This window comes from Streptomyces sp. NPDC096311, assembly GCF_044763085.1.
Lineage (GTDB): Bacteria > Actinomycetota > Actinomycetes > Streptomycetales > Streptomycetaceae > Streptomyces.
The window spans coordinates 705,153-727,637 of record NZ_JBIWFN010000002.1 but is presented as its reverse complement, the minus strand read 5'-3'; the positions used below and the strand labels follow the sequence as shown (position 1 = coordinate 727,637).

Here is a 22,485-nt window from a genome sequence, read left to right as displayed (position 1 = left end):
GCCTCGTTAACGTCCAGGTCACCCCCGGTGCCAACGATCCAGTATGAGCGGGGAGTTACCGCAACGAGCCCCCCGCGACCACTGCCGACGCGTTCGCACTCGGGGAGATCGCGCCATGTCGCGCATACGCTCTGTCGCCACTTCCGCCGCCATGAACCGCCGTACCCTGCTCGCCGCCACCGGGGCGGTGACCCTCTCCGCGGGCATCGGCTACGCCCTGCGGCCCGACTCCGAGGCGCACGCCGCCACCACCGGCACCGGTGAGTCCGCCGTCGCCGTGTCCCGGCAGGCGCCCGCCGCGCCCCTCGCTCCCTACGAGCGTGGCACCACCCTGGAGAGCGTGGCCGCGCCGCGCTCCGGCTCGGGCGGCTACCGGCGGCTCGGTGACGGCCCCGCCTGGAAGCGGGTCGTTCGCGGCGACCTGGCCGCGGCCAAGTCGGGCCGTGCCGACCGGCGCACCGCGCTCGCCGCGTTCGTGCAGTTCACCGACCTGCACCTGATCGACGTCCAGCACCCGCTGCGGCTCGAGTACCTGCGCACCGGCGCCGCGAACGCCTGGCGTCCGCACGAGTCGCTGACCGTGGCCGGCGCCGTCTCGCTCGTCGAGCGGGTCAACGCGCTGCGCGGAGCCCCCGTCACCGGCTCCCCGCTGCACTTCGTCATGACCACCGGGGACAACACGGACAACAACTCCAAGACGGAGCTGGACTGGTTCCTGAAGGTCATGAGCGGCGGCCGGATCAGCCCCAACAGCGGCGACCCGCGCCACTACGAGGGTGTCCAGAACAGCGGCCTCAAGCTGTACTGGCAGCCGGACGCGGCCCTGCGCGACGCCGACAAGCAGCGTGGCTTCCCGCATCTGCACGGCTTCCTCGCGGCCGCCATCCGTGAGCTGCGCAGCCCCGGCCTCGGCCTGCCGTGGTACTCCACGGTCGGCAACCACGACGCGCTGCCGCTGGGCTGCTACCGGCACGGCGACTCCTTCCTCGCCGAGTTCGCCGTCGGCGGCAAGAAGCTGATGACGCTGCCCGCCTCGGCGAGCGTCGCCCTGCGCGCCGCCATCAAGAACGACAAGGACCCCAAGGGCACCCAGCTCAGGGACCTCCTCAAGACGCACGCGCGGCAGCTTCGCTCGGTCACCCCGGACGAGTCGCGCGCCCCCTTCACGCCCGCCGATTACCTCAAGGCGCACCTCGACCCCGCGCACACCGGCCCCGGTCCGATCGGCCACGGCTACTCGCAGGCCAACCTCGCCGCGGGCACCCAGTACTACGCCTTCCGCATCTCCGACGACATCATCGGCATCAGCATCGACACCACCGACCCGGGCGGCCACTACATGGGCTCCATCGGGACGACCCAGCTGCGCTGGCTGGACAAGACGCTGAGCGACAACAAGGACTCGTACGCCATCGTCTTCAGCCACCACACCAGCAAGTCGATGACCAACCGCCGCACCGACCCCGCGCACCCGAGCGACAAGCGCCACGGCGGCGAGGACGTGGTCGCCACGCTCGCCAAGCACCGCAACGTGCTGGCCTGGGTGAACGGCCACACCCACAAGAACGAGATCATCGCGCACTCCGCGCCGAACCACGGCTCCTTCTGGGAGATCAACACCGCCTCCCACGTCGACTTCCCGCACCTCGCCCGCATCATCGAGGTCGTCGACAACAAGGACGGCACGCTCTCCCTCTTCACCACCCTCATCGAGTCCGCGGCCCCGCACCGCACGGACTTCTCCGACCTCAGCCAGACCGGCCTCGCGGCCCTCTACCGCGAGCTCGCCTTCAACGCCCCGGGCCGCAGCACCGAACTGGCCGGCGCCTCGCGGGACCGCAACACGGAGCTCGTACTCAAGAAGGCCTGAGGAAACCCGAAGAACGACCGAAATCCACCCAACCGGCGTACAGGCGGGCAACCTTCACATCGGCCCCCGGAGTCCCTCCCCCCGACCAGGGTTCACCGGTGAAGGGGGAACGACATGTCAGTGCGTACGGGACTGGTGGCGGCGACGGCAGCGGCGCTTGCGGCCGCTCTGGCGGGGCCCGCGGTGGCGGCTCCCGCCGGGGCCGCTCACCACGGCGCGACCCGCGCCGCCATGGACGCCGCGGTGAAGGCCGGGGTGCCGGGCGCGACGGCGACGGCGCGGGACGACGGCGGCACGTGGTCGGCCACGGCGGGCGTGGGCGACGTGCGGACGCACACGCCGCGCGGCACGGCCGACCACTACCGCGTGGGCAGCATCACGAAGACGTTCGTGTCGACGGTGCTGTTGCAGCTGGAGGCCGAGCGGCGGCTGTCGCTGGACGACAAGGTGGAGAAGTGGCTCCCGGGCGTGGTCCGGGGCCATGGCCACGACGGACGCCGGATCACCGTCCGTCAGCTCCTCAACCACACCAGCGGCATCTTCAACTACACGGCGGACGACGACTTCGCCCGCACGTACTTCCTGAAGGACGGCTTCTTCGAACACCGCTACGACACGAAGACACCCGAGGAGCTCGTGGCGATCGCGATGACCCACAAGCCGCTCTTCGCGCCGGGCGCGTCCTGGAGCTACTCCAACACCAACTACGTGCTGGCCGGCATGGTGATCGAGAAGGTCACCGGCCACTCCTACGCCACGGAGATCCGCCGCCGCGTCATCGAACCGCTCGGCCTGCGCGCCACGTCCGTCCCCGGCACCAGGACGACGCTCCCACGGCCCAGCAGCCACGCGTACTCGAAACTGGCCCGGACGACGACAGGCCCGACGTACGACGTCACCGAGCTCAACCCGTCCCTGGCCTCCTCCGCCGGGGAGATGATCTCCGACTCCGCCGACCTGAACCGCTTCTACGCGGCCCTGCTGGGCGGACGGCTCCTTCCGCCGAAGCAACTGAAGGAGATGAAGACCACGGTGAAGGCCGACGAGATCCCGGGCGCCCGCTACGGCCTGGGTCTCATCGACCGCAAGCTCAGCTGCGGGGTCCATGTGTGGGGCCACGACGGCGGCATCCACGGCTCGACGTCCTCCGCCGTGACGACGGCGGACGGCCGCCACTCCCTGGCCTTCAACTTCAACGGGGACTGGTCGGGGGACAGCGATGCGGTGATCGAGGGCGAGTTCTGCGACAAGTAGGCCTCCGAACGGCCTTCCTCACGCAGGTCACCGCGGGCTCCCCTCACCGTCCCCCAGCACCAGCAGGGCGAGCAGGAGGTCCGTACGGACGCGCGCGTGTCGTCGTAGCGCTCGCGGGCCTTCCACGGGCGCAGCATCGTCTCCTGCACCAGGTCCTCGGCCTCGTGGAACGAGCCCGGCATCCGGTAGCCGTACGCCACCAGCTCACCTCGGTACGGTTCGAAGTCCACCGCGCCATCATGGCGGCAGGAAGGGGCCGCCCGGACCCCACGGGCAACCCGCACGAGGAGGGGCCGCCGGATCGACGGCGGCCCCTCCTCTCCCCTCCTGGTACCGCCCCGGTCCGTTGCTACCGGGGCAGGACCACGACATACGCCGCCGGATCCCGGTCGTTCGCCGCCATCAGCGCGGTGCGGACCACCGCCGCCTGCTGCTCCATCGCGTCGCGCAACTTCCGCGGGGTGACGTGGACGACCGTGATGCCCAGCCGCTCCAGGTGCTCGCGCTTGCGGGCGTACTCCGACCAGAGGGCGTCGTCGTCCTGCCGATGTCCCGGCAGGGGCGCCCGGGTGTCCAGCTCCAGGGCCACCGCCTGCTCGGGCCAGTACGCGTCGAGGCCGCCCAGGTGGGGCCCGCCCGGCAGACGCAGGTCGACGTTCCAGACCGGACCGGGCAGGCCGTACTCCCGTACCATCCGGTAGAGCCGGTCCTCCGCGATCGCCCGGCCCTCCGCCAGCAGCGAGTCCACCGCGTCCACCACGTGCGGCCGGCTCAGCAGCCGCGCCTGCGTCAACTCACGCACCACCGCGCCCGGTTCGCAGTGCCCGGCACGCACCGCCTCCGTCAGCAGCCGCCGTACCGTGCCCGTGTCCGACAACTCCGCCACCGCGTCGGCGAGCGCGCGCGGCACCGGGGCGACCGGGACACCCGTGAGGTACGAGGGGGCGGGCAGCGAAGGCGTACGGACGATGTGGGCGCAGCCGTGCGAGCGCAGTCGGCGCAGCCGGGGGACCAGGACGTCGATCTTGCCGAGGGCGGTCAGCGGGGGCGACGAGGTGAACCCGTGCAGGGTCAGCGCCGCCAGGCCCGTGATCAGCGCGTCCGCGTACGGCCGCGGGGCGTGCGGTTCCTCGGCGCCCGGCTGGACGGGGATGCCCGGCGCCGGCTCATGGGCCGGGGTGCGGCCCGCGAACAGCAGGACGGCGTGCAGGCGTTCCTCGGAGGTGGGCGGCCCCGGGTGGAGGAGGAAGACGCCGGGGAGGATCTGCTGCCAGGGGCCGCCCGGCCGGCACTGCTCGGTGGTGTCGGCGGCCGTGATGCCGTGGGTGCGCAGCTGAGCGGCGGTCAGGACCCGCCGCTGCGTGTGGGACAGGTGACGGAGGGGGCGGGGGGACAGTGGGGTGTTGTGGTTCATGACCGGGGGTTTCCCGCGCCCGATCCGTCCCCTAACCGCTGTTACACACCCGTCGACAAATCCGGACAAGCTCGCCCTAAAGTACGGGCGTTCGACTGCCGAAAGACGCTGGTCCGGATCGGGGTTACGGGGCCCGGTGCGCGGGTTCGGTAACGGGGCTCCGGGCGGCCGCATGGGCGGCCCGGGGCCCCGTCATTTCCCGGCCGTTGTCGCTACGAGCCCGCCGCCGTGTCGTACGCCTGCCCCCGCAGGGTGCGCGCCAGGTCGTCCCGTGCCTCGAGGACGAGACGGCGCAGGGCGGGTGCCGCGTCCTCGTGGGCGGTGAGCCAGGCGTCCGTCGCGTCCAGGGTCTCCTGGGAGTCCCGCAGGGACGGGAACAGGCCCTTGACCACATCCATGCCGATCTGGATGGACCGCTCGGCCCAGACGCGCTCGATGGCCGCGAAGTACTTCGCGGCGTAGGGAGCCAGAAGCTCCCGCTGGGAGGGCTGTGCGAAGCCCGCGATGGTCGCCTCGACCAGCGCGTTGGACAGTGCGTCCGACTCGACGACCTGGGCCCAGGCCTGGGCCTTGACCGCCGCCGAGGGGCGGGCGGCGAGGCAGCGGACCTGGTGACGCTTGCCGGAGGCCGTGTCGTCGCGGGCCAGTTCGGCCGCGAGGAGGGACTCGTCGGCGACGCCGTGCGCGGCCAGCGGTTCCAGGAACGCCCAGCGCAGCTCCTGGTCGACGTCCAGGCCGTCGACCTTGGCGGTGCCCTCCAGGAGGTGCAGCAGCAGTTGCAGATCGGCCTGGTCGGAGGCGACCGTCGCGAAGAAACGGGCCCAGGTCAGCTGGTGCTGGCTGCCGGGCTCGGCGAGCCGCAGCTCCTTCAGGGCGCCCTGGGCGAGCAGCCGGCCGCCCTCCGCACGCCAGTCGGGGGCCGCGTAGTGGACGAGCGCCGAGTGCGCCCAGGCGTGCAGCATCTGCAGGACGCCGATGTCGGACTCGCGGCCCGCGAAGCGCAGCACCAGGCCCACGAAGTCCCGGGCCGGCATCAGCGCGTCCCGGGTGAGGTTCCACAGCGCTGACCAGCACAGCGCGCGGGCGAGCGGGTCGGTGATGTCGCCGAGCCTCTCGCGCAGCGTGGCCAGCGAGTTCTCGTCGAAGCGGATCTTGCAGTACGTGAGGTCGTCGTCGTTGACGAGGACCAGCTCGGGGGCGTCCGCGCCGACCAGCTCCTCGATCACCGTACGGGGGCCGACGACATCGACCTCGGCGCGCGCGTACCGCACCAGAGAGCCGTCGGCGCTGTCACGCCGGTACAGGCCCACCGCGACGCGGTGCGGGCGCAGTTCGGGGTGTGACTCGGGAGCCTCCTGGAGCACGGCCAGTTCCGTGACGCGGCCCTCGGCGCTCAGGATCACCTGAGGGGTGAGGGAGTTCACCCCGGCCGTCTGGAGCCAGGCCCGCGACCAGGTGGCCAGATCGCGCCCGCTGGTCTCCTCCAGCGCCGACAGCAGATCGCCGAGGCGCGTGTTGCCGTACGCGTTGCGCTTGAAGTAGCGGCGCGCGCCCTCCAGGAACGCGTCCTGGCCGACGTACGCGACGAGCTGCTTGAGCACGCTCGCCCCCTTCGCGTACGTGATCCCGTCGAAGTTGAGCTTGGCGTCCTGGAGGTCGCGGATGTCGGCCGTGATGGGGTGGGTGGAGGGCAGCTGGTCGGCGCGGTACGCCCAGGCCTTGCGGCGGTTGGCGAAGGTGATCCAGCCGTTCTCGAAGCGGGTCGCCCCGACCAGCGCGAACGCGCCCATGAAGTCGGCGAAGGACTCCTTGAGCCACAGGTCGTCCCACCACTCCATGGTGACGAGGTCGCCGAACCACATGTGCGCCATCTCGTGCAGGATGACGTTGGCCCGGCCCTCGTACGACGCCTGCGTCACCTTGCCGCGGAAGATGAACTCCTCGCGGAAGGTGACGAGCCCCGGGTTCTCCATCGCGCCGAGGTTGTACTCGGGCACGAACGCCTGGTCGTACTTCCCGAACGGGTAGGGGAAGTCGAAGTGGTCGTGGAAGAAGTCGAGCCCCTGCTTGGTCACCAGGAACACGTCGTCGGAGTCGAAGTGGGGCGCAAGACCCTTGCGGCACATCGCGCCGAGCGGGATCTCCAGCGTCGTACCGTCGTCGAAGGTGCGCGTGTAGCTGTCCGTGACGTAGTGGTACGGGCCCGCCGCGAACGCGGTGATGTACGTGGAGATCGGCTTGGTCTCGGCGAACCTCCACACACCGTCGACGAGTTCACCGACGCCGTTGCTCCAGACCGTCCACCCCTCCGGGGCCCGCACCTCGGAGCGGAAGGGGGCCTTGAGGTCCGGCTGTTCGAAGGTGGCGAAGACGCGCCGGGAGTCGGCGGGCTCGTACTGGGTGTAGAGGTAGACCTCGCCGTCCTCGGGGTCGACGAAGCGGTGCATGCCCTCGCCGGTGCGGGAGTAGGCGCATTGCGCGTCGACGACCAGCTCGTTGTCGGCCCGGAGGTCCTCAAGGCGGATGCGGGAGCCGTCGAAGACCTCGCCGGGGTCCAGGTCCTTGCCGTTGAGTGACACGGCCGTGACGCTCGGTGCGAGCAGGTCGGCGAAGCTCGCGGCGCCGGGCTCCGCGCAGCGGAAGCGGATCGTGGTCACCGAGCGGAACGTGCGCGGCTCGGCCTCGATGTCGCCCAGGGCGGAGCGCAGGTCGAGGGAGACCTCGTAGCCGTCCACGGACAGCAGTGCTGCCCGCTCCTGGGCCTCGTCGCGGGTCAGATTCTCACCGGGCACGGGCGGCACTCCCTCGGGGCGTCACGGAATGGACATGGATACTGCGGAACGGACAGGAGCGATCCTGCCATGTGCCCCTGACGCGGGACAGCCGGGAATGAGGCGTGACACCCGGGAATGAGGCGAGTGGCCTCCGGCGTTGCTGCGGGAAACACCGCTTTCCGAGGAGAACCATGCCCGAGACCGCCTCCACCAAGACCCCCGTCGACTTCTGGTTCGACCCGCTGTGCCCCTGGGCCTGGATGACCTCGCGCTGGGTGCTGGAAGTGGAGAAGGTCCGGGACATCGAGGTCCGCTGGCACATCATGAGCCTCGCGGTCCTCAACGAGGACAAGCTGGACCAGCTGCCCGAGGAGTACCGGGACATGCTCGCCACCCAGGCCTGGAAGCCGGTCCGGGTGGTCACCGCCGCCTGGCAGAAGCACGGGGAGGACGTCCTCGGCCCGCTCTACACCGCGCTCGGCACCCGTATCCACAACCAGGGCGAGGGCCCGACCATCGAGGCGATCGCGGGCGCGCTCGAGGACGTCGGCCTCCCGGCCTCCCTGCTCGACTACGCCGACCAGGAGGACTTCGAGTTCGACGCCGAGCTGCGCGCCTCCCACAAGGAGGGCATCGACAAGGTCGGCCAGGAGGTCGGCACCCCGGTGATCGCGCTCCCCGGTGACGACGGCGAGCAGATCGCCTTCTTCGGCCCGGTCGTCACGCCCACCCCGCAGGGCGAGGCCGCGGCCAGGCTGTGGGACGGCACGCTGCTGGTCGCCTCGACCCCCGGCTTCTACGAGATCAAGCGGACCCGCACGAAGGGCCCGGACTTCAGCAACCTGTAAGGGCCACCAGGAGTCATTCCGGGTCGGGCATCTTCTGGGGCGGGTCGAACGGCTTGACCCTCAACGCCGTGCGGATGTTGCGGCAGTCGAAGTCGGTTCGCCCGCAGATCCAGTAGTCGTCCACATACGCGTTCGGCTTCTGGAGGTTCGCCAGCTTGCGGATGATCTCCCGCTCCCGGGCGTCCCGGGGCTGGCGGTGCGGCTGGTAGGACCCGCACGTGTAGCAGGGGTACGTCATTTCCCTCGGCATCCCGCAACGATGCCCCGGAAGCCCCCATACCGTAAGGCCCCGTGAGGCTCCTTTTCGCTCCTCACGGGGCCTTCGCGGTACCGCGAACAGACCCGGACGGCGGGCTTCCGGCGGAGCGCGCACGCGAGCGCGCCCCGACCGGAATACTGGCGGGTCATGAGTACGACGAGCATGACCCACAGCGCCGTGAGTCCCGCAACCTCAGTGAGCACGACCCTGCTGCTCGCCCGGCACGGCCGGACCGTCTGGCATGCCGAGAACCGCTACGCCGGAGTGAGCGACGTCCCCCTCGCCGACGAGGGCCACGCCCAGGCCGAGGCGCTGGGCCGCTGGGTCGCCGCGCACCCCGTGGACGCCGTCTGGACGTCGACCCTCTCGCGCGCCGTCGCCACGGCCGAGCCCGCCTGCCGCGCCCTCGGTCTCACCGCGCACCGCGAACCCGCCCTGCGCGAATGCGACTTCGGGGTGGTGGAGGGCCATACCCTCGCCGAGTTCGAGGCCGAGAACCCGGCCCGGGCGAAGGCGTTCCGGGTCGACCCGGTGTCGTACCCCTTCCCGGAGGCGGAGGACCCGCGCACCGCGGCGGCCCGCGGGGCGGCCGTCCTGCGCCGGATCGAGGCCGCGCACCACGGCGAACGCGTCCTGGTCGTCGCCCACAACACGCTGCTCCGGCTGGTGCTCTGCTCGCTGCTGTCCATCCCGCTGGGCGAGTACCGCAGGGTTCTGCCGCGGCTGCGCAACGCGGCGATCACCGAACTCCGTATGACGGACGGGGCCGCCGCGCTGCTGTCGCTCAACGTGCCCTGCGAGTGACGCGGGCCGGGTACACAGGAGGGCCCCCGCGAGTCACGTCCTCGCGGGGGCCCTCCGTTTCTCCGCCTGCCACGTGAAAGGTGAGAAGACGATCACGAGCAGGACGCTTTCTCTCTGCCTCAGGGGGTCGGCAGCAACACGTTCGCGCGAGACCTGGCGGCCTGGTGACGCCGGGCCACGTCCTGCCAGTCGACGACCTGCCACATCGCGTCGATGAAGTCGACCTTCTGGTTGCGGTACTGGAGGTAGAAGGCGTGCTCCCAGGCATCGAACACCAGGATCGGCACCGAGCCCTGCCCCACGTTGCCCTGGTGGTCGTAGATCTGCTCGACGACGAGGCGACCGCTGAGCGGCTCGTAGGCGAGGACGCCCCAGCCGGAGCCCTGGGTGGTCGCGGCGGCCTTCGTCAACTGCGCCTTGAACCCGGCGAAGGAGCCGAACGACTCGGTGATCGCGCCCGCGAGCTCGCCGACACCGTCCACGGCGAGGGGCTCACCGCCGCCGTTCCCGGTCATGTTCGTCCAGTAGACGCTGTGCAGGATGTGGCCGGAGAGATGGAAGGCCAGGCTCTTCTCCAGACCGTTGACCGCTCCCCACGACTCCTTGTCACGCGCCTCAGCGAGCTGCTCCAGCGTGTCGTTGGCCCCCTTCACGTACGCGGCGTGGTGCTTGTCGTGGTGCAGCTCGATGATCTCGGGGCTGATCACGGGTGCGAGCGCGGCGTAGTCGTACGGCAGCTCAGGGAGTGTGTAGACGGGCATGGCGGGGTCCCCTCCGGCCTCGTAAGACCTTATTGCACATGGCTTGCAAGTGCACGCTAGCAACAAAAAGACCCTCGCGTGTGTCACGCGAGGGTCTTTCGGGGGAGCGGGAACGGTCGGCTGGCCGGGGTGCCGGAACGGTCAGCGGGCCGCGCGTGCCCGCTGCCAGGCGTATCCGACGGCCGCCAGGAACAGGGTCATCCCGCCCGTGGAGTACAGCTGCACCCGGGTGTCCGGCTGCCGGGCCATCAGGACGAAGATCGCGGCCATGCCGGCCAGCGCCACCCAGGTCAGCGCCGGGAACAGCCACATCCGCACGACCAGCTTCTCCGGCGCCTCGCGCTCCACCCGGCGCCGCAGCAGCAGCTGGGAGACCGCGATGAAGATCCACACGACCAGGATCACCGCGCCGATCATGTTCAGCAGCCAGGGGAAGACGTCGTCCGGCCGCCAGTAGCTCAGCAGCACGCACACGAAGCCGAAGACGCAGGAGACGAGCACCGCGACCCGCGGGACCCCGGCCGAGACCCTGCCGAGGGCCTTCGGGCCCTGGCCACGCTCCACGAGCGAATAGGCGATGCGCGAGGAGCCGTAGATGTTGGCGTTCATCGCCGAGAGCAGCGCGACGAACACGACCACGTTCATCAGCTGACCGGCGCCGGGGATGCCCAGGTGGTCGAGGGCGGCGACGTAGGGGCCCTTCTCGACGACCTCCTTCGAGTCCCAGGGGACCAGCGTGACGATGACCGCCATGGAGCCGATGTAGAAGAGCGCGATGCGCCACATCGCCGTGCGGACGGCGCGCGCGACGCCCTGGACCGGGTTCTGCGACTCGGCCGCCGCGATGGTGACCGTCTCCAGACCGCCGTACGCGAAGACCGACGCGAGCAGACCGACGACCAGCCCCTCGCTGCCGTGCGGGAGGAAGCCGCCCTGGCCGGTGAGGTTCGAGGCGCCGGGGGAGTCGGTGCCGGGGAGAACGCCCGCGACGGCCAGCACACCCAGCACCAGGAACAGGCTGATCGCGCCGACCTTCAGCGCGGCGAACCAGAACTCGAACTCGCCGAAGTTCTTCACGGCGGCGAGGTTCGCGACACAGAAGACCACCATGAACAGGGCGACCCAGGCCCACTCGGGTGTACCCGGCAGCCAGCCGGTGGCGATCTTCGCCGCCCCGATCCCCTCCAGCCCCACGGCCGTGCAGAGCAGCACCCAGAAGGACCACCCCGCGGTGAAGCCCGCCCACGGTCCGATCGCCCGCTCGGCGTGCGCCGAGAACGAGCCCGAGGACGGATAGGCGGCGGACATCTCGCCGAGCATCCGCATCACCAGCATGACCAGCAGACCGGAGACCGCGTACGCGATCACGATCGACGGTCCGGCGGCGGCGATCCCCGCGCCGGACCCCACGAACAGACCGGCGCCGATCACACCGCCGAGGGCGATCATCGACAGATGGCGCTGCTTGAGGCCGTGGGACAGCGGAGCGGGTGCGTCGGGAGCGGTGGGTGGGGTGTCGAGGGTGGTGCGGGACATGAGAGCGGGTGGTCCCTTACGTGCGAGTGGGCAAAAACGCCCACAGTCTGGGCAGCCTCTCCGCTCAGGGGGAGAGGCTGCCCACTATGCGGACACCCGCGGTACGGAGCGTGAGATTTCCTTTACTCGGCCACGGACGTGCAGCGCGTGTTACCCGGCCACGGACGTGTAGTGCGAGGCGTCGCCCTCGATCGAGTAGCTCTCCTTGCCCTCGATGCCGACCGGCACGTCACCGGCGACGGTCACCCGGTGCAGGCGGCGCGGCCGGCCGTCGTAGTTGTCGATCGCGTAGTGCTGGGTGATCCGGTTGTCGAACAGGACCAGCTGGTTCGGGGACCAGCGCCAGCGCAGGATGTTCTCCGGCCGGGTGACGTACGACTGGAACAGGTCGAGCAGTTTGCGGGACTCGCCCACCGACAGCCCGACGATCCGCTGCGCGAACCCGCCGATGAACAGCCCGCGCTCGCCGGTCAGCGGATGGACCCGGACGACGGGATGGGCGGTACGGAACTTGATGGACGTGAACCGGGCGCGCTGGGCGGCCTGTTCCTCGTCGATCTGCTCGTCCGGCACCGCGTAGTCGTAGTCGTTGGTGTGCTCGGCCCACAGCGTGTCGGCGAGCGCGCGCAGCGGGGCGGGCAGGTCCCGGTAGGCGGCCGCCGAACTGGCGATCAGGGTCTCGCCGCCGTACGGCGGGATCGTGATGCTGCGCAGGGTGCTGGCCTGGGGCGGGTTGAGGACGAAGGTCACGTCGGTGTGCCAGTGGTTGGCGCGCCCGCGCTCGCTGTCGACGGGGAGCACGTTCGGGGCGCCGTCGACGGCGGCCACCGTCGGGTGGGCGGTGGTGAGGTCGCCGAAGCGGCGGGCGAAGGCCTGCTGGCCCTCGTCGTCGAGGTGCACGTCGTCGAAGGCCAGGGCCTTGTGGACGTTGAGGGCCTCGCGGATCGCGGTGACCTGTTCCTCGTCGAGCGGCTTGGAGATGTCTACGCCGGAGACCCGGGCGCCTATGTTCGCGGTGACCTTGCTGATCTCGAGGGACATGCGGGGTCCTTTCAGACGAGAGCGGGCTGGAGGTACTGGTTGGCGGGGCGGGGGAGGCCGTAGCGCTCCCGGAGGGTCCGGCGCGGTCCGTACTCCGTGCGGAGCAGGCCGCGAGCGCGCAGGACCGGGACGACGTGGTCGACGAACAGACCGAGGCCGGAGGGAAGTACGGCGGGCATGATGTTGAAGCCGTCGGCGGCGCCGCGCGTGAACCACTCCTCGATCGCGTCGGCGACCTGCTCCGGCGTGCCGGCGAAGGTGAGGTGCCCGCGCCCGCCGCCGAGCCGCCCGATCAGCTGCCGTACGGTGAGCCGTTCGCGGCGGGCGAGTTCGACGACGAGGGTGTAGCGGCTCTTGGCGCCCTCGATGACGGCCTCGGGAGGCAGGTCCGCGGGGAGCTGGGCGTCCAACTCCAGGGTTCCGGGCTCCAGCTGCAGCAGGTGCTCCAGACGGTCCACGCCGTGCGTGTACACGATGTGGTCCTCCAGGATCTGCTCGTTCGCCCGCGCCTCGGCCTCCGTCGAGCCGAGCACCGGGACGATGCCGGGCAGCACCTTGATGTGCTCGGGGTCCCGGCCGGCCGCCGCCGTACGGGACTTGAGGTCCGCGTAGAAGGCCTGCGCGTCGGCGAGGGTCTGCTGTGCGGTGAACACCGCCTCCGCGTAGCGCGCCGCGAACGTCTTGCCGTCCTCGCTCGACCCCGCCTGTACGAGCAGCGGGTAACCCTGCGGCGAGCGGGGCACGTTGAGGGCGCCCTCGACACTGAAGTACGTGCCCTGGTGGCGCGGCGGGTGGATCTTGGCGTCGTCGCCCCACACGCCGGCCGCCTTGTCGGCGACGATCGCGTCGTCCTCCCAGCTGTCCCAGAGCTTGAGCGAGACGTCCAGGAACTCGGCGGCGCGCGCGTACCGTTCGGCGTGCGCGGGCTCGGCGTCGAGGCCGAAGTTGCGGGCGGCCTCCGCACCGGCCGTGGTGACGATGTTCCAGCCCGCCCGACCGCCGCTGATGATGTCCAGGGAGGCGAACTTGCGGGCCAGGTTGTAGGGGGAGTTGTAGGACGTGGACGCCGTGGCGATCAGGCCGATGTGCTCGGTGGCCGTCGCCAGTGCGGTGAGCAGGGTGAGCGGTTCCAGGGCACCGGCCGGGCGTTGGGCCAGGTTGCTCCACAGCTGAGGTCCGTCGGCCAGGAAGAGGGAGTCGAAGGTGCCGCGTTCGGCGATCCGGGCCAGCTCGACGTAGTGGGCGAGTTCGACGTGGGCGTACGGGTCGCTTTCCGGCAGCCGCCACGACGCCTCGTGATGGCCGGTGTTCATCAGGAAGGCGTTGAGGTGGAGTCGGCGGGTCATGCGTGGTCCTCCGTCACACCGAGGGCGGCAAGGAGGCGCTCCCGGTACTCACCCAGTACCGGCTCCCGGTAGGAGCGCGGGTGGGGGCGGTCGATGGTCAGGTCGAGGCCGATCCGGCCCCGGTCGAGCACGAGGACGCGGTCGGCGAGCACGATCGCCTCGTCCACGTCGTGGGTGACGAGCAGCACGGAGGGCCGGTGGCGCTCCCACAGCTCGCGCATCAGGACGTGCATCCGGATCCGGGTCAGCGCGTCCAGCGCGCCGAACGGCTCGTCGGCCAGCAGGAGTTCGGGCTCACGGACGAGCGAGCGGGCCAGGGCGGCGCGCTGGGCCTCGCCGCCGGACAGCTCGTTGGGCCAGGCGCGTTCGCGGCCTTTCAGGCCCACCTCGGCCAGGGCTTCGCGGCCCTTGTCGGCCGCTTCCTTGCCGTTCGTGCCGAGCAGCACGTTGTCGAGGACCCGCAGCCAAGGCAGCAGCCGGGAGTCCTGGAAGACGACCGACACCCGCTCCGGGGCGGTGAGCCGGCCGCTTCCGACGACCTCGTGATCCAGGCACGCGATGGCCCGCAGCAGCGTGCTCTTGCCGGAACCGCTGTGCCCGAGCAGGGCCGTGAACTGTCCGGCGGGCAGGTCGAGGTCGATGTCGTCGAGGACGGTACGGCCGTCGAACGACCGGCTGAGACCTCGGAGTCGGACGGCCGGGGCGGCGGTCAGCTGCTGAGTGTGCGGCGCCATGACAGCACCCTCCGTTCGACGAGACGGACCGCGCTGTCGGAGACCAGGCCGAAGACGCCGTAGATCAGCAGGCCGACCAGGATGACGTCCGACTGGCCGTAGTTCTGGGCCTGGAACATCATGTAGCCGAGTCCGCTGGTGGCGTTGATCTGCTCCAGGACCACCAGGCTCAGCCAGGAGCCGGTCACCCCGAGGCGCAGTCCGACGAAGAAGCCGGGCAGTGCGCCGGGGATGACGATCTGGCGGACGAACTGGAGCCTCGACAGGCCTTGGACCTCGGCCAGTTCGACATAGCGGTGGTCGATGCCGGACAGCGCGGCGTGCAGGTTGAGGTAGATCGGGATGTAGACGACGATCGCGATGATGGCGATCTTGAAGGTCTCGCCGATGCCCAGCCAGAGGATGAACAGCGGGATGAGGCCCAGGGTGGGGATCGCCCGGTTGAGCTGCACGGTCCCGTCGATCAGCGCCTCGCCGATCCGGCTGAGCCCGGCCGCCAGCGCGAGGACCACACCGGCGGTCAGGCCCAGCGCGAAGCCGTATCCCGCACGTTCCAGGGAGGTGCGGATGTCGGTGGGGAGCGTGCCGTCGGTCCACAGGTGACCGGCGGTCTTCAAGACCGTCCAGGGCGCCGGGATCGCACCCGGGTCCAGCTGTCCGGCGGCGGAGGCGGCCGCCCACAGGGCGAGGAGGAGGGCGGGGCCGACGAGCCGGGAGGCGGGCAGGCGTTTGCCGGGAGCGAGGCCGCGGCGCCGCCTGCGCCGTACGGCACGCGTCTTTTCGGCGGCGGTCACCGGCACGGTGGTCGTGGTCGTGGTGGTCGTCATGGCCGTCACTTCCGGTACTCCGCCGGGACGGCCTTCGCCGCGATGCCCTCGAAGCGCCGGTCGAAGAGCGAGCCGACCTTGAACGCCTTCACGAAGCCGCCCTCGGCCAGCAGATCGGCGGTCTCCTGCTCCCACTTCACCGCCTCGTCCCAGCTCGGCGGGAACAGCGGCTTGTTGGCGAGCTCGGTGATCGACCGGGCCTGGGCGAGCGTGAGGTTCTGCGTCCTGACGTAGAACTCCTCGTTCCAGGCGTCCGGGTGCTCGTACGCCCACACCTGCCCCTGCGCCCAGCGCGGGATGTACGCCGCGACGGCCGCCGCCTTCGCCGGGTCGGCCAGCACGGAGGTGGGCGCCCACAGCAGGTTGAGCAGGTCGACCACGTCGGTGGTGATCGCGCGGGCGCCCTTCGACTCGTACTGCTTGAGGTACGCCGGTGCCTGGCTGTTGGCGAGCGGGGCGATGTCGACCTGGCCCGACTGCAGGGCCGTGAAGAACTGGTTGCTGGTCAGCGGGACCAGCTTCACCTCGTCGTACGCGAGCCCGGCCTGCTTCAACGCCCGTAGCAGGACGACGCCTTGGGCCTGACCCTGGGAGAACGCCAGCTTCTTGCCCTTGAAGTCCGCGATGGTGTGGATGTCGCTGCCGGGCTTGGTCGCGAAGAGGTAGTTGGGTTTACGGGTGACGTTGATCGCGACGATCTTGGCGCCGTAGCCCTGGTAGTGCGCCTGGATCGGCGGGATACCCGCGTTGTTGGCGACGTCCAGGGACTTGGCGCGGAAGGCGTTGATGACATCGGGTCCGGCGCCGGTGTTCACCCAGCTGGAGACGGTGAACGGCAGGTCGGTGAGGCCCGCGAGCTTGAACTGGAGCTGCTGGACGTTCTGGTACGAGGCGATCTTGAGGCTTGTGCCGGAGGGGACCTTGGCGGACAGCGGGGCGGACAGGGACCCCTTGGACTCGCTGTCGGCGGCACTGGCCCCCGCGCAACCGCTCAGTCCGGCCGCGGCGGCCACGCCGAGCAGGGAGGACAGGAACAGCCGCCGGTCCACACCGGGCGCGAAAGGGGACGACGAAGGGGACAGTGGTGGCATGGGAGGACTCCGGGGATCCAAGTGGCGGAAATGCGCGCGGAATTCCGGGCAGGGGGAATTCACCAGGGGGAGGAAGTGAAAGAAGCGGAATACGCGCGCATGGAGGAGAGAGGAGGCGCACGCCGGGGGCGCGGCAGAAGAAACCGGGTGATCGTCTGCGCGTCAACGCGGCAGCAGGTCAAGGCGCCGACGCGGCAGTGACCCGGCGTCAGCAACAACGCGTGCGTGCGACCCGCATAAGGTCGACGACGCGGCACTTGGTCAGCGGAACCTGCACCCGCGAGCTGCTCATGAGGAGGATGCTCCTGTCCTCGTACGACCGCTGTCAACATTCCGAGTTTCTGAATTAATTCGTCCCCGGTGACAGGCCCAGCGGATCCCGGTACACCACGTCGAGTGCCACCGATCCACCCGCCACGGCGAGCACGGATTCCGGGAAACTGGTCGGCAGGACGGAAGTCGCCCGGTCCGCACCCACCTCCGCGCGCAGCGCCCCGAGGCAGTCCTCCCGATGCACGGTCCCGACCTCCGCGACGACGACCGTGTCCGGGTTGAGCACGTCCAGCAGCAGCCGGGCCGCCCGCCCGACCGTGCGGGCCCGCTCCAGCAGCAGACGTACGGCGACGGGGTCGCCTTCGGCCGCGGCGCCGACCACGTGCATCGGGTCGGCGGCGGTGATGACCCCCTCCTCCCGCGCCCGCCGGCACAGCGTCCGCTCGCTCAACTCGGCCTGAAGGCAGCCGGTCCGGCCGCAGTCGCACCGCTCCGAGGCGCCCGGCAACGGCAGATGGGCGATCGCCCCGGCCTGGGAGCGGGGGCCGTGGTGCACCTCGTCGTGGGTGGCGAAGGCGGCGTCCACCACGTTGCCGACGAACAGGTGCAGCACGCTGCGGCTGCCGCGCGCCCGCCCGAACAGCCGCTCCGCGTTGACCAACGCCCGCGCGTGCCCGTCCACATGGACCGGCAGCCCGGTCCGCGTGCCGAGCGCGCCCCGGATGTCGACGTCGCGCCAGCCGAGCAGCGCGTGCTCCACGATCGTCCCGGAGTCGCGGTCCACCCAGCCGCCGGCCGCGACGCCGACGCCGAGGGGGGTGCGGCCGGGGTGGTCGGTGAGCAGGGCGGCCAGCCCCGCGGCGGCGTTCGCGAGTACGCCGTCGGGCTCCGTGCCGTCGTCGTGGGCGATCCGTCGCTCCGTGACGACCCGGCCGCGCAGGTCGAGCAGGGCGACGGTGGTGTACGGGACGGCCACGTGGACCCCGCCGACCACGAACCGGGAGTCGTCCAGGTGGATGGGGACGTGGGGACGTCCGACGCCGTTCGACTGCCGGGGCGTCGGAGCCTCCCGGATCAGGCCGAGCGCGGTGAACCGGGCGCAGTAGTCGGTCACCGAGGCAGGGGAGAGGCCGGTCAGCCGGGCGACGGTGCTGCGCGCGACCGGGCCGTGTTCCAGGACGGAGCGCAGGATGACGCTGGCGCTGGTGCGGCGGCGGTCGCCGGCGGTGGCGCGGTGGGGTGGCGCGGGAGGGGAGGGGGCCAGGGAGGTACGAGGCATGGCGCTTCCTAGGAGCGTGTCCGAAACGGTCGCGTCTTGGCGAGCCGGATGCGCTCCGCCCGCCCTACCCGGGGCGACAGGTGGCGGTGCCCTGGCGTCGCAGGTCGACATAGCGACGCGACGCGAAGTTCTCAGCCTGGGCAACCATGCCCTGAAGGGTAGGTCTTCCCCCCGATTCCGGCCAGAGGAGCCGTCTGCCGACCGTCGGTCCGCCCGAGGTCTCGGGGGCGCGGGGAACCGCGCGACCAGCCCCACCCACCCGCAGACGGACGAAGACGCCCAGCGGGGCGAATTGGTGGGACCCTACAGGCCGCGCTCGGACCTCTCCGCGGACAAAACCATCCCACCTCAGTGACCAGCATCACGCCCCGATAGGTGTATGCGGCCTCCTTTGTAAGGGCTCCACCAAGTCCCGGATCCCCGCTTTGTGGATCGCACACGGTGATCCACCCGCGCCCCTGGGATAGCGTCACCGTGTCCCGACCCCCCGTCACCCGCCGGAGTCCCCATGAGCACCGCTGCCGCCACCCCCCGCCAAGGCATCCGCCCCGGCGAGGTCCTCGCCGACCTGCTCCCGGCCTCCCGCGTCAGGGACATCACCCTCGTACTCGGCGGAGCGGCCCTCACCGGCCTCGCCGCCCAGATCTCCCTGCCCGTACCGGGCTCCCCGGTCCCGGTGACCGGCCAGACCTTCGCCGCCCTCCTCGTCGGCACGGCCCTCGGCGCGGGCCGCGGCTTCCTCTCGCTCGCGCTCTACGCCCTCGTCGGCATGGCCGGCATGCCGTGGTTCGCCGACGGCGGTTCCGGCACCGCCGCCCCGTCCCTCGGCTACATCCTCGGCATGATGCTCGCCTCCGCCGCCGTGGGCGCCCTCGCCCGCCGCGGCGCCGACCGCTCGTTCCTGCGCACCGCGGGCACGATGCTGCTGGGCGAGGCGATCATCTACGCGGTCGGCCTCCCCTACCTGGCCGCCGCCACCGGCATGTCGCTGAGCGCGACCCTCGCGGCGGGGTTCACCCCGTTCCTGATCGGCGACGCCCTGAAGGCGGCGCTGGCGATGGGCGTCCTGCCGACCGCCTGGAAGTTCCTCAACCGCTGAGGCCGCAGTCCCCTCACAAGAGGCTCGCCGGGTCGTACTCCGAGTACGACCCGGCGAGCCTCTTGCGTTCACGACTGCGGCTGCCGGCGGGGCCGCCGCTGGGCCCACCACATTCCCGCCGCCCCGACGGAGACGAGCGCCGCCCCCGCCGCGCCGAGCGGCAGCAGGTCACTCCCGGCACCGGTCTTGGGCAACTGGTCGCCGCCGGGTGTCACCGGCTTGTTCTCGGTGTCGAGCAGCAGCGGAGTGGCCGGAGCGTTCGGCGACGGGTTCGTCGTACCGAACGGCACCGGTCCCTGCTGCCAGAACGTCTTCTTTCCGTCGCCGTCCTGCACCGGCAGGCAGATCTTTCCGGTCTTGCTCAGATCGAAGGTCGCGGCGACGGCGTACGACTGTGACTTTCCGGCCGCGAGATTGCCGACATCGCACACGAATCCACTGTTCGAACCCTTGGGCAGATCCTTGTCCGCCATGGCGGAACAACCCTTGACGCTCTTGACCTGTAGGCCATCGAATCCGACCACCAAAAGCCGGATCTTTCCGCTGTCCTTGGTTCCCTCATTCTTCACCGTGGCGGTCAGTGCCGTTTCGTGCGAGCTGTTGTCCACCGAGATCTTCTCGGGCAGCAGCGTGGTCAGCTTCACCCCCGCCGGCGCCGCGTCCATGGCCTTTCCCCCCTTGCTGCTCCCCGGTCCCTGGTCGTCCGCGACGGCGGTGAAGGAAAGGATCATCACGGCCGAGAAAGATGCCGTGAGCAGCGATCCCGCGATGGTCGTCGTGTGACGAGAACTCATGTTCGCCCCCCTTGGCTGCGCCTGAATTCGCAGTACTTGAAGAGGTACCACAAGATTTCTCCGCACTATGCTGGTACGGCATGAAGTGTGACCATTGTGTTTCTGCTGTGGCGGACGATTGTGGCGGGTGTTGAGGGGGTGCAGGGGATTGACGGGGAATGCGAGTGGTGGTGTTCCGGGATTATTGGTGACGGGTCGATATCGGCTGGCCGAGAGTATTGGCCAGGGGGGAATGGGACGGGTGTGGCGAGCCACCGACGAAATGCTCGACCGGCAGGTCGCCGTCAAGGAAATGCGGATCGACGGACTCGACCCGGAGGACACTCGAACCCGCCGCGAACGCACCCTGCGCGAGGCCAGGGCCACGGCCCGGATCGACCATCCCAATGTCGTGCGCATCTACGACGTCGTGGACCAGGGCGAGCGGCTGTGGATCGTCATGGAACTCGTCGCCGGCCGCTCCCTCGAACAACTCGTGGTCGAGGACGGACCGCTCGACCCGCCCACCGCGGCCCGTATCGGGCTCGAACTGGTCGCGGCCCTGCGCCAGGTGCACGCCGGGGGAGTACTCCACCGGGACATCAAGCCGGGCAACGTTCTGGTCGAACGGCGCGGGCATCGTGTCGTCCTCACCGACTTCGGCATCGCCGCGCTCCAGGACGCGGAGGCGCTCACCATGGTCGGGATGCTGGTCGGCTCTCCGGACTACATGGCACCCGAGCGTGTTTCCGGACGCCCTCAGGGCCCGCCGTCCGACGTCTGGTCGTTGGGGGCGACGCTCTGTGCGGCCCTCGGCGGCCGCTCTCCGTTCTCCCGTTCGACCACCCTGGCGACGTTGCACGCGGTCCTGTACGAGGAGCCCGAACTCCCCTCCACAGCTGGTTACTTGGGGGAGATCCTGGCCGCCCTGCTGGAGAAGGAGCCGTCGACCCGACCGGGTCTGGCTGAGCTCGAGACGGCGTTGCGCCCGATCGCCTTCCCCCGACCGGAGGAGACCGAGTCCTCGGCAGCGGGGCTCGTCCCCGAACCGGCGGCGGAATCAGCGGAATCACCAGAATCACCGGAAGCGCCAGAGACACGGGAACCATCGGAGGCGGCAGAGGCACGGGAGATGGCGGAGGTACCGGAGGCGTCCAAGTCGCCAGAGGCATCCGAGACGTCGGAGGCGGGCGGGACGGCTGAGGCTCCGGATGCGCTGGGGACGTCGGGGTCGCCGGGGTCGCCGGGGTCGCCGGGGTCGCCGGAGGCACCGGAAGCCGCGCCGCCCCCCGTCCCCCCGTTCCACCAGGAGTCGCCCACGCGCGCGCTCCTGGATGTGAGCCTCATACGCGCGGCGCAACACCTTCCGCCCCAGCGGGCCCCCGAGCCGCCCCCCGAACCAGCCTCCGAGCCGGACCCCGTACAGGACGCCATCCCGCAGCCCGCCCCCCTGCCCGATCCAACCCCCGAGCCGGCACCCTCACCCGTGCCCGCCCCCGAGCCGGCACCCTCACCCGTGCCCGCCCCCGAACCCACACCCGCCCCCGAACCCACACCCACCCCCGAACCCACACCCACCCCCGAGCCCAGCGCACCCTCACCGCTTCCCGAACCCCCCTCCCTCGCCACGCACACCACGGTCTCCCGCGCGGTGGTCATGCCGCCGGGCGAACTTCCCGGCCCCGCCGTGCCCTCCGTCCCACGGCGGGGCCAGCGCCGGATGGGCCTGGTCGCCGCCGGTGGTGTGGTGATCGTGGGAACGGTCGTCGGGCTCGTCATGACGCAGACGGGCGGCTCCTCCCACGACACGACCGGCGCGTCCACTTCGACCTCGCCATCGGCTTCGTCGACGTCGTCGAACTCCGCGCAGACCTCCTCCACCGGCCCCTCCACCGACCCCTCCTCCCCACCCCCCACCGTCGACGGCACGTCACGCCCGCCGAGCCTGCCGGCGGGCGCGCGGAAGGAGGCCGGACTGTATGCGTGGGTGCCGCCGCAGGGCTGGCAGCGGGTGGCGCAGAGCGGTTCCGAGGTGCACTACACCTCGCCCGACCGCGCGCAGGAGATCGTGGCCAACGCGACCCCGGCCCGGGGTGACCTGCTGGCGCAGTGGCAGCAGGCGGAGGTGGGCACCAGCAAGGGCCTGAACTACCGCCGGATCCGCCTGGAGCGCACCACGTTCCGCGGCGCGCCCGCGGTCGTCTGGGAGTACACCGTCACGGCCAGGGGCAGGCTCTGGCACGTCCGACTGCTCGGCTTCCGCTCCGGCGGCACGTCGTACGAGATCAGCACCTGGTACCACCCCGACATCGAGGCGACCGCGCTCCCCGTCTACGACGCGGTCAAGAAGAGCTTCACGCCCCTGTGAACGGGGAGGGGGGGGGGGGGGGGGGGGGCCCCCGCCCCCCCCCCCCCCACCCCCCCCCCCCACCCCCCCCCCCCCCCCCCCCCCCCCCCGCGGGAGCCCACCCCCGCCCCCCCCGGGGCCGGCCCGCCGCCGGG

The 22,485-nt window shown here is 70.9% G+C and carries 18 protein-coding genes and 1 pseudogene; 6 read left to right on the top strand and 13 right to left on the bottom strand.

Annotated features, from left to right (window positions below; genetic code table 11):
- Positions 1-115: 115 nt before the first annotated feature.
- Together ACIRA5_RS07850 and ACIRA5_RS07845 are read left to right on the top strand one after the other, a co-directional pair.
- Positions 116-1,870 carry a TIGR03767 family metallophosphoesterase gene (locus ACIRA5_RS07850; protein WP_382182636.1) on the top strand — a complete coding sequence of 585 codons (1,755 nt, stop codon included), beginning with the start codon at positions 116-118 and terminating at the stop codon, positions 1,868-1,870.
- A gap of 114 nt (positions 1,871-1,984) precedes the next feature.
- Entirely contained in the window at positions 1,985-3,124 is a 1,140-nt protein-coding gene (locus tag ACIRA5_RS07845; RefSeq protein WP_403688399.1) for a serine hydrolase domain-containing protein, read from the top strand.
- 89 nt (positions 3,125-3,213) lie between these two features.
- Here the strand turns inward: ACIRA5_RS07845 and ACIRA5_RS07840 are convergent.
- The 3 genes and pseudogenes from ACIRA5_RS07840 to pepN all read right to left on the bottom strand — a co-directional run.
- Positions 3,214-3,354: pseudogene (locus ACIRA5_RS07840) on the bottom strand (sigma factor); the annotation flags it as partial.
- Between the two features lie 119 nt (positions 3,355-3,473).
- Positions 3,474-4,538 (bottom strand): hypothetical protein, encoded by a 1,065-nt coding sequence (locus ACIRA5_RS07835; RefSeq protein ID WP_403688397.1) that lies wholly within the window; start codon positions 4,536-4,538, stop codon positions 3,474-3,476.
- 212 nt (positions 4,539-4,750) lie between these two features.
- Positions 4,751-7,330 (bottom strand): aminopeptidase N, encoded by a 2,580-nt coding sequence (gene pepN, locus ACIRA5_RS07830; protein WP_403688395.1) that lies wholly within the window; start codon positions 7,328-7,330, stop codon positions 4,751-4,753.
- Positions 7,331-7,503: 173 nt separating this feature from the next.
- On the opposite strand from pepN, the gene ACIRA5_RS07825 reads away from it, so the two are divergent.
- A complete protein-coding gene (locus ACIRA5_RS07825) occupies positions 7,504-8,160 on the top strand; it encodes a DsbA family protein (RefSeq protein WP_403688392.1) in 657 nt (218 codons plus the stop codon).
- Between the two features lie 13 nt (positions 8,161-8,173).
- On the opposite strand, the gene ACIRA5_RS07820 is transcribed toward ACIRA5_RS07825, so the two are convergent.
- Positions 8,174-8,410, bottom strand: coding sequence for a hypothetical protein (locus ACIRA5_RS07820; protein ID WP_403688390.1), 237 nt, complete (start codon positions 8,408-8,410; stop codon positions 8,174-8,176).
- 156 nt (positions 8,411-8,566) lie between these two features.
- On the opposite strand from ACIRA5_RS07820, the gene ACIRA5_RS07815 reads away from it, so the two are divergent.
- Positions 8,567-9,223, top strand: coding sequence for a histidine phosphatase family protein (locus ACIRA5_RS07815; protein ID WP_403688388.1), 657 nt, complete (start codon positions 8,567-8,569; stop codon positions 9,221-9,223).
- Between the two features lie 119 nt (positions 9,224-9,342).
- On the opposite strand, the gene ACIRA5_RS07810 is transcribed toward ACIRA5_RS07815, so the two are convergent.
- From ACIRA5_RS07810 to ACIRA5_RS07775, 8 genes are all read right to left on the bottom strand, one after another.
- Positions 9,343-9,984, bottom strand: coding sequence for a superoxide dismutase (locus ACIRA5_RS07810; RefSeq protein WP_403688386.1), 642 nt, complete (start codon positions 9,982-9,984; stop codon positions 9,343-9,345).
- Positions 9,985-10,125: 141 nt separating this feature from the next.
- The gene (locus ACIRA5_RS07805) at positions 10,126-11,520 is read right to left on the bottom strand and encodes an amino acid permease (protein WP_403688385.1); all 1,395 of its coding nucleotides are present in this window, start codon (positions 11,518-11,520) and stop codon (positions 10,126-10,128) included.
- A gap of 150 nt (positions 11,521-11,670) precedes the next feature.
- Positions 11,671-12,561 (bottom strand): TauD/TfdA dioxygenase family protein, encoded by an 891-nt coding sequence (locus ACIRA5_RS07800; RefSeq protein WP_403688382.1) that lies wholly within the window; start codon positions 12,559-12,561, stop codon positions 11,671-11,673.
- 11 nt (positions 12,562-12,572) lie between these two features.
- Complete coding sequence (locus ACIRA5_RS07795; RefSeq protein ID WP_403688380.1) at positions 12,573-13,907, bottom strand: LLM class flavin-dependent oxidoreductase; 1,335 nt, start codon at positions 13,905-13,907, stop codon at positions 12,573-12,575.
- Positions 13,904-14,641: an ABC transporter ATP-binding protein gene (locus tag ACIRA5_RS07790; RefSeq protein ID WP_403688377.1), complete on the bottom strand. Its 738-nt coding sequence runs from the start codon at positions 14,639-14,641 to the stop codon at positions 13,904-13,906. The genes ACIRA5_RS07795 and ACIRA5_RS07790 overlap by 4 nt, the downstream gene beginning before the upstream one ends.
- Positions 14,617-15,468 (bottom strand): ABC transporter permease, encoded by an 852-nt coding sequence (locus tag ACIRA5_RS07785; protein WP_403688375.1) that lies wholly within the window; start codon positions 15,466-15,468, stop codon positions 14,617-14,619. Before ACIRA5_RS07785 ends, ACIRA5_RS07790 begins: the two co-directional genes overlap by 25 nt.
- A 5-nt stretch (positions 15,469-15,473) precedes the next feature.
- Complete coding sequence (locus ACIRA5_RS07780) at positions 15,474-16,559, bottom strand: ABC transporter substrate-binding protein (RefSeq protein ID WP_403688373.1); 1,086 nt, start codon at positions 16,557-16,559, stop codon at positions 15,474-15,476.
- A 346-nt stretch (positions 16,560-16,905) separates the two neighbouring features.
- The gene (locus ACIRA5_RS07775) at positions 16,906-18,111 is read right to left on the bottom strand and encodes an ROK family protein (protein ID WP_403688370.1); all 1,206 of its coding nucleotides are present in this window, start codon (positions 18,109-18,111) and stop codon (positions 16,906-16,908) included.
- 508 nt (positions 18,112-18,619) lie between these two features.
- On the opposite strand from ACIRA5_RS07775, the gene ACIRA5_RS07770 reads away from it, so the two are divergent.
- On the top strand, positions 18,620-19,210 hold the full coding sequence (locus ACIRA5_RS07770; RefSeq protein WP_101405161.1) for a biotin transporter BioY: 591 nt from the start codon (positions 18,620-18,622) through the stop codon (positions 19,208-19,210).
- A 68-nt stretch (positions 19,211-19,278) separates the two neighbouring features.
- On the opposite strand, the gene ACIRA5_RS07765 is transcribed toward ACIRA5_RS07770, so the two are convergent.
- Complete coding sequence (locus ACIRA5_RS07765; protein ID WP_403688368.1) at positions 19,279-20,004, bottom strand: LPXTG cell wall anchor domain-containing protein; 726 nt, start codon at positions 20,002-20,004, stop codon at positions 19,279-19,281.
- Between the two features lie 232 nt (positions 20,005-20,236).
- On the opposite strand from ACIRA5_RS07765, the gene ACIRA5_RS07760 reads away from it, so the two are divergent.
- Entirely contained in the window at positions 20,237-22,351 is a 2,115-nt protein-coding gene (locus ACIRA5_RS07760; protein ID WP_403688366.1) for a protein kinase, read from the top strand.
- Positions 22,352-22,485: the final 134 nt, after the last annotated feature.

Bases quoted from the DNA above. Each gene is read 5' to 3' on its own strand.
- ACIRA5_RS07850 (WP_382182636.1), top strand. From the start codon at position 116: ATGTCGCGCATACGCTCTGTCGCCACTTCCGCCGCCATGAACCGCCGT.
- ACIRA5_RS07845 (WP_403688399.1), top strand. From the start codon at position 1,985: ATGTCAGTGCGTACGGGACTGGTGGCGGCGACGGCAGCGGCGCTTGCG.
- ACIRA5_RS07835 (WP_403688397.1), bottom strand. From the start codon at position 4,538: ATGAACCACAACACCCCACTGTCCCCCCGCCCCCTCCGTCACCTGTCC.
- ACIRA5_RS07825 (WP_403688392.1), top strand. From the start codon at position 7,504: ATGCCCGAGACCGCCTCCACCAAGACCCCCGTCGACTTCTGGTTCGAC.
- ACIRA5_RS07820 (WP_403688390.1), bottom strand. From the start codon at position 8,410: ATGCCGAGGGAAATGACGTACCCCTGCTACACGTGCGGGTCCTACCAG.
- ACIRA5_RS07815 (WP_403688388.1), top strand. From the start codon at position 8,567: ATGAGTACGACGAGCATGACCCACAGCGCCGTGAGTCCCGCAACCTCA.
- ACIRA5_RS07810 (WP_403688386.1), bottom strand. From the start codon at position 9,984: ATGCCCGTCTACACACTCCCTGAGCTGCCGTACGACTACGCCGCGCTC.
- ACIRA5_RS07805 (WP_403688385.1), bottom strand. From the start codon at position 11,520: ATGTCCCGCACCACCCTCGACACCCCACCCACCGCTCCCGACGCACCC.
- ACIRA5_RS07800 (WP_403688382.1), bottom strand. From the start codon at position 12,561: ATGTCCCTCGAGATCAGCAAGGTCACCGCGAACATAGGCGCCCGGGTC.
- ACIRA5_RS07795 (WP_403688380.1), bottom strand. From the start codon at position 13,907: ATGACCCGCCGACTCCACCTCAACGCCTTCCTGATGAACACCGGCCAT.
- ACIRA5_RS07790 (WP_403688377.1), bottom strand. From the start codon at position 14,641: ATGGCGCCGCACACTCAGCAGCTGACCGCCGCCCCGGCCGTCCGACTC.
- ACIRA5_RS07785 (WP_403688375.1), bottom strand. From the start codon at position 15,468: ATGACGACCACCACGACCACGACCACCGTGCCGGTGACCGCCGCCGAA.
- ACIRA5_RS07780 (WP_403688373.1), bottom strand. From the start codon at position 16,559: ATGCCACCACTGTCCCCTTCGTCGTCCCCTTTCGCGCCCGGTGTGGAC.
- ACIRA5_RS07775 (WP_403688370.1), bottom strand. From the start codon at position 18,111: ATGCCTCGTACCTCCCTGGCCCCCTCCCCTCCCGCGCCACCCCACCGC.
- ACIRA5_RS07770 (WP_101405161.1), top strand. From the start codon at position 18,620: ATGAGCACCGCTGCCGCCACCCCCCGCCAAGGCATCCGCCCCGGCGAG.
- ACIRA5_RS07765 (WP_403688368.1), bottom strand. From the start codon at position 20,004: ATGAGTTCTCGTCACACGACGACCATCGCGGGATCGCTGCTCACGGCA.
- ACIRA5_RS07760 (WP_403688366.1), top strand. From the start codon at position 20,237: ATGGGACGGGTGTGGCGAGCCACCGACGAAATGCTCGACCGGCAGGTC.